This is a genomic window from Pseudomonas brassicacearum (assembly GCF_009601685.2).
Classification (GTDB): Bacteria; Pseudomonadota; Gammaproteobacteria; order Pseudomonadales; family Pseudomonadaceae; genus Aquipseudomonas; species Aquipseudomonas kilonensis_B.
Genome location: NZ_CP045701.2, coordinates 3496300 through 3503235, shown reverse-complemented (window position 1 = coordinate 3503235; position 6936 = coordinate 3496300). Strand labels below are relative to the sequence as shown.

The following is a 6936-nucleotide window of genomic DNA, read 5'->3' as shown; positions in this document are numbered from 1 at the left end:
GTCGGCTGCTTCACCTGAGGGATCAATGCCCTGTCCCGGGCTTCCGGGCAGGGCGCTCGCCCTGGATCCCGCGCATCTGTATGTCCTGTCTGGCCGACGTCGGGGCTTGTCCCTGCTTCCCATGACAGACATCACCTACCGAATGCTCTAATTTTTTTTGGCCTGTAAGGCGGCGGTTCGCGAACCGCCGCCTTCGGTTGAACGTGACGATTATCCAGCGCTTTGGCCCGTGCGCCGAGGTCGGCCCAACCGCCGTCCAGGCGCCGCGCCGTACCTGAAAAACACGTTTTTATCGTCAACCACTCCGAACTAGAAAAGCAGGTTCTTCAATGCAATTCAGCGAATTGATGACAGCTCTGTCCCAGCACCCGATTCGTCTCCAACAGGACGACGACAACCTTGTGATTCTGGGCGACGATGAAGGACTGGACAATGCGCTGTGGGACAGCCTGATTGCCCATAAGCGCGAACTGCTCGAACTGGTGGAGAGAAACGGTGGCGACTGGCTGAGCCCGGCATTTCGTATCACGCCAGACATGTTGCCCCTGGCCCACCTCGGCCAGGAGGCGATCGACCGGATTGTCGACAGCGTTCCTGGCGGTGCGGGCAACGTGCAGGATATCTACCCCCTGGCGCCTTTGCAGGAGGGCATTCTCTACCATTACCTCGCCGCAGGGCAGGGTGACCCCTATGTGTTGCAGGCCTTGTTCGGCGCGGATCGACGGGCACGCCTGGATGATTTTACCCAGGCGCTGCAAGGCGTGATCGATCGCCACGACATATTGCGCACCTCGATGGTGTGGGAAGGCTTGGACGAACCGGTGCAAGTGGTCTGGCACCAGGCCCGGTTGACGCTGGAAGAGATCGCGCTGGACCCTGCCGATGGCGACATCCTGTGGCAACTGCAACAACGCTTCGACACCCGGCATCACCGCCTGGATGTCGGCCAGGCGCCGCTGATGCGCCTGGTCTGTGCGCAGGATCAAACCCATCAGCGCTGGGTGGCGATCCTGTTGTTCCATCACATGGCGATGGACCATGCGGCGCTGGAACTGGTGCAGCATGAGATGCAGGCATTCCTGCTCGGGCAGGCCGACCAGTTACCCGACCCCGTGCCGTATCGCAACTATGTGGCGCAGGTTCGCCTGGGTGTGGGCGGCGATTCCCATGAGGCGTTTTTCCGCGAGATGCTCGGCGATGTCGATGAGCCAACGTTGCCGCTGGGTTTTTCCGCAGTGCCCGAAGGCGAATCGGTGGTCGAGGAAGTCCACCTGCCGATCGATGGAGAATTGAGCCGTCGCTTACGGGCTCAGGCCCGTCAGTTGGGTGTCAGCGCGGCAGCTTTGTATCACTTGGCCTGGGCGCGGGTGGTCGGCGCTGTTTCCGGCCGGCAGGACGTGGTGTTCGGCACGGTGTTGATGGGCCGGATGCAGGGCGGCGACGGTGCCGACCGGGCACTGGGCATGTTCATCAATACACTGCCGTTGCGGGTGAAGTTGGCCGGGCAGGGTGTGCGCGAAGGGGTAAAAGCCACCCATGCGGGCCTGACCGCGTTGCTCGGCCATGAGCACGCTTCGTTGGCCTTGGCCCAGCGTTGCAGCGGCGTGCCCGCGCCCGCGCCGTTGTTCGGTTCGTTGCTCAACTATCGCCACAGCGGCACGGCGCAAGCGCCCACGGCACAGACGCTGGAGGCGTGGGAAGGACTGCATTCGCTGGGCGGTGCGGAGGGCACCAATTATCCGCTGACTTTGTCGGTGGATGATCTGGGCGAAGGCTTCAGTCTCAGCGTGCTGGCCCTGGCTGGGATTGGTGCTCAGCGCATTGCCGGCTCTATGCGCCAGGCTCTGGAAAGCCTGGTCGGCATGCTTGAACAGCAGCCGGAGCTGCCCTTGCAGCAGGTGTCGATCCTGCCGGCTTCGGAGCGCGAGCAACTGCTGGTGACGTTCAACGCCACCGCGGCGGACTACCCGCGGCAGCAGACGATTCATGGGTTGTTCGAGGCGCAGGTTCAGCGTACGCCGGATGCGGTGGCGGTGATTCGCGGCGGGCAACGCCTGAGCTACGGGGAACTGAACGAGCGGGCCAACCGCCTGGCCCATTACCTGCGCAAGCAGGGCGTAGAGCCCGATTCGCGGGTGGCGATCTGCGTCGAGCGCGGCATCGACATGGTTGTTGGCTTGCTGGCGATTCTCAAGGCCGGCGGTGGTTATGTGCCGCTGGATCCGGCGTATCCGTTGGATCGGATTGCCTACATGCTCCAGGACAGCGCCCCGGCAGCGGTATTGGCACAAGACGCTACGGTCGGGCTGTTAAGTGATGCCCCCATGGCAGTGATCAACCTCGACAGCGGGCTGTGGCAGGACGAATCCGTCCAGAATCCAGAGATTATGGAGCTGACGTCCTCGCACCTGGCCTACGTCATTTACACCTCGGGTTCGACGGGTCTGCCTAAAGGCGTGATGATCGAACACCGCAACACAGTGAACTTCCTGACCTGGGCCCATCGCTCCTTCGATGACGTCACATTGTCGAAAACCCTGTTCTCGACTTCGTTGAACTTTGACCTGGCCGTCTACGAGTGCTTCGCGCCGCTGACCTCCGGCGGCAGCATCGACGTGGTCACTAATGTGCTGGAACTGCAACAGGGCGAGCACGACATTACCTTGATCAACACCGTACCGTCGGCCCTCAAGGCGTTGTTGGAATCGGGCGGGTTGGGCGAGGGCGTCGATACGGTGAACGTCGCCGGTGAAGCCTTGAAGCGCAGCTTGGTGGAAGCGTTGTTCGAACAGACCCAGGTCAAGCGCCTGTGCAACCTCTATGGCCCTTCGGAAACCACGACGTATTCGAGTTGGGTGTCGATGGCCCGTGAGGATGGGTTTGCCGCGCACATTGGTAAACCGGTGGCGAATACCCAGTTCTATCTGTTGGATGAGTACAAACAACCGGTGCCACTGGGCGTTCCGGGCGAAATCTACATCGGTGGCGCTGGGGTCGCTCGCGGTTATCTCAATCGTGATGACCTGACGGTTGAACGCTTCCTGAAAGACCCGTTCAGCACGACTCCGAATGCCCGCATGTATCGCACCGGCGACCTGGGCCGCTACCTGCCGGACGGCAACATCGAATACCTGGGCCGCAACGACGACCAGGTGAAGATCCGTGGTTTCCGCATCGAACTGGGCGAGATCGAAGCCAAGCTCGCCCGCCACGAAGCGCTGAAAGAAACCGTAGTCCTGGCCCGCGAAGACATACCAGGCGACAAGCGCCTGGTCGCCTATTTCACCCAACACTCACCGGACGAAGCCGTAGACATCGAAACCCTGCGCACGCACCTGCAAACGCAGTTGCCAGCGTATATGGTGCCCGCCGCCTACGTGCGCCTCGACGCACTACCGCTGACACCCAACGGCAAGCTCGACCGCAAGGCCTTGCCAGCACCGGACCTCGACGCGCTGATCACCCGTGGCTACGAAGCCCCGCAAGGCGAGGTCGAAACCACCCTGGCGCGGCTCTGGCAAGATTTGCTCAAGGTCGAACGCGTGGGCCGTCACGATCATTTCTTCGAACTGGGCGGGCATTCGCTGCTGGCGGTCAGCTTGATCGAGCGGATGCGCCAGGCCGGCTTGAGCGCCGATGTGCGCGTGCTGTTCAGCCAACCGACCCTGGCCGCGCTGGCGGCGGCTGTCGGCAGCGGGAAGGAGGTCAGCGTTCCGGCCAACCTGATTGCGCCGGACTGCGAACACATCACCCCCGAACTGCTGCCGCTGGCCAACCTGTCCCAGGCGACCCTCGACCGCCTCGTGGCGACGGTGCCGGGTGGTGCGCGCAATGTGCAGGACATTTATCCGTTGGCGCCGCTGCAGGAAGGCATTCTCTACCATCACCTGGCTGCCGAGCAGGGCGACCCGTATCTGCTTCAATCGCAGTTTGCCTTCGACAGCCAGGAACGTCTCGACGGGTTCGTCGAGGCATTGCAGGTGGTCATTGATCGCCACGACATCTTGCGCACCAGCATTGTGTGGGACGGTTTTGACGAGCCTATGCAAGTGGTCTGGCGCGAAGCCAGGCTGCACCTCGAAGCACTCGATCTCGACCCGGCCGCGGGTGATACCGTTGGGCAACTGCGTCAGCGTTTCGACCCGCGCCATCACCGTATCGATGTCGCCCAGGCGCCGCTGATGCGCTTGGCTTATGCAAGGGACGAGGCCAACGATCGCCTGGTCGCGACACTGTTGTTCCATCACATCGCCCTGGACCACACGGCGATGGACGTGGTGCAACACGAGATGCAAGCGCACCTGCTGGGTGAAGCCGGGCAACTGGCCGGAGCGGTGCCTTATCGAAATTACGTGGCCCAGGCCCGCTTGGGCGTGAGTCGCGAAGAGCATGAGGCGTTCTTTCACGACATGCTCGGCGATATCGACGAGCCGACGCTGCCCTTCAACCTGCAGGATGTGCAGAGCGGCGGACGCGATATCGAAGAGACCAGCCAGGCGGTGGATGCCGGCCTGGACCAGCGCCTGCGGGCCCAGGCCCGTCAACTGGGGGTGAGTGCCGCCAGCCTGGTGCATCTGGCGTGGGCGCAAGTGCTGGCCAAGGTGTCCGGCAAGCAGGAGGTGGTGTTCGGTACGGTCCTGATGGGCCGGATGCAGGCGGGCGAGGGCGCTGACCGCGCACTGGGGATGTTCATCAATACCCTGCCGCTGCGCGTGAGCCTGGGCGACCAAGGCGTCAAGGCAGGCGTCAAGGCGGTCCATGGGCAACTGACGGCCTTGCTCGGGCACGAACATGCCTCGCTCGCGCTGGCCCAGCGTTGCAGTGGCGTGGCGGCGCCGCTGCCGCTGTTCAACGCCTTGCTTAACTATCGGCACCGCGCTACGGGCGAGGCGTCGGCGCAGGCACTGCAAGCATGGCGTGGCATCCACGTCCTGGACGGGGAAGACCGCACCAATTATCCGCTGACCTTGAACGTCGATGACCTGGGTAGCGGTTTCAACCTGACGGTGCTGGTCGCGCAGCAGATCGGCGCCCAACGGGTCTGCGCTTATATGCACGCAGCGCTACAGACGCTGGTGCAGGCACTGGAACAGACGCCACAGGCGGCGCTGTATCGCCTGTCGATCTTGCCCGACGCGGAACGCGAGCAACTGCTGGTGACGTTCAACGCCACCGAGGCTGACTATCCGCAGCAGCAGACGATTCATGGGTTGTTCGAGGAACAGGTTCAGCGTACGCCGGATGCGGTGGCGGTGATTCGCGGCGGGCAACGCCTGAGCTACGGGGAACTGAACGAGCGGGCCAACCGCCTGGCCCATTACCTGCGCAAGCAGGGCGTAGAGCCCGATTCGCGGGTGGCGATCTGCGTCGAGCGCGGCATCGACATGGTTGTTGGCTTGCTGGCAATTCTCAAGGCCGGCGGTGGTTATGTGCCGCTGGATCCGGCGTATCCGTTGGACCGCATTGCCTACATGTTGGAAGACAGTGCGCCAGCGGCAGTGTTGGTGCAGGACGTTACCGTCGGCTTGTTGCGCGATGCCTCGATGGCCGTGATCAATCTCGACAGCGGTTTGTGGCAGGACGAGTCCGTCTCCAATCCGGAGATCAGCGGGCTGACTTCATCGCACCTGGCCTATGTCATTTACACCTCGGGTTCGACGGGTCTGCCTAAAGGCGTGATGATCGAACACCGCAACACAGTGAACTTCCTGACCTGGGCCCATCGCTCCTTCGATGACGCCACGTTGTCGAAAACCCTGTTCTCGACTTCGCTGAACTTCGACTTGGCCGTCTACGAATGCTTCGCGCCGCTGACCTCCGGCGGCAGCATCGACGTGGTCACTAATGTGCTGGAACTGCAACAGGGCGAGCACGACATTACCTTGATCAACACCGTACCGTCGGCGCTCAAGGCGTTGTTGGAATCGGGCGGGTTGGGCGAGGGCGTCGATACGGTGAACGTCGCCGGTGAAGCCTTGAAGCGCAGCTTGGTGGAAGCGTTGTTCGAACAGACTCAGGTCAAGCGCCTGTGCAACCTCTATGGCCCTTCGGAAACCACGACCTATTCGAGTTGGGTGTCGATGGCCCGCGAGGATGGGTTTGCCGCGCACATTGGTAAACCGGTGGCGAACACCCAGTTCTATCTGCTGGACGAGCACAAGCAACCGGTGCCACTGGGCGTTCCGGGCGAGATCTACATCGGTGGCGCTGGGGTCGCTCGCGGTTATCTCAATCGTGATGACCTGACGGTTGAGCGCTTCCTGAAAGACCCGTTCAGCACGACTGCGAACGCCCGCATGTATCGCACTGGCGACTTGGGCCGCTACCTGCCAGACGGTAACATCGAATACCTGGGCCGCAACGACGACCAGGTGAAGATCCGTGGTTTCCGCATCGAGCTGGGCGAGATCGAAGCCAAGCTCGCCCAGGCGCCAAACATCAAGGAAACCGTAGTCCTGGCCCGCGAAGACATACCGGGCGACAAGCGCCTGGTGGCCTATTTCACCCAACACTCACTGGACACAGCAGTAGCAATCGAAGCCCTGCGCGCGCACCTGCAAGCGCAACTGCCGGATTACATGGTGCCCGCCGCCTACGTACGCCTCGATGCGCTGCCGCTGACCCCCAACGGCAAGCTCGACCGCAAGGCCCTGCCGGCACCGGAGCTGGATGCCGTCATCTCTCGTGGCTACGAAGCCCCGCAAGGCGAGGTCGAAACCACCCTGGCGCAGCTCTGGCAAGACTTGCTCAAGGTCGAACGCGTCGGCCGCCACGATCATTTCTTCGAACTGGGCGGGCATTCGCTGCTGGCCGTCAGCCTGATTGGCCGGATGCGCCAGCTCGGCTTGTCGGCGGACGTGCGGGTGCTGTTCAGCCAGCCAACCCTCGCCGCGCTGGCCGCCGCAGTCGGCAGTGGCGGCGAGGTCGTGGTACCGG

1 pseudogene is annotated in these 6936 nt (G+C 62.7%); it reads left to right on the top strand.

The annotated features are described in order from the left end of the window. Positions 1 to 371: 371 nt before the first annotated feature. Positions 372 to 6914, top strand: a pseudogene (locus GFU70_RS29125) (amino acid adenylation domain-containing protein); the annotation flags it as partial. Positions 6915 to 6936 lie beyond the last annotated feature (22 nt).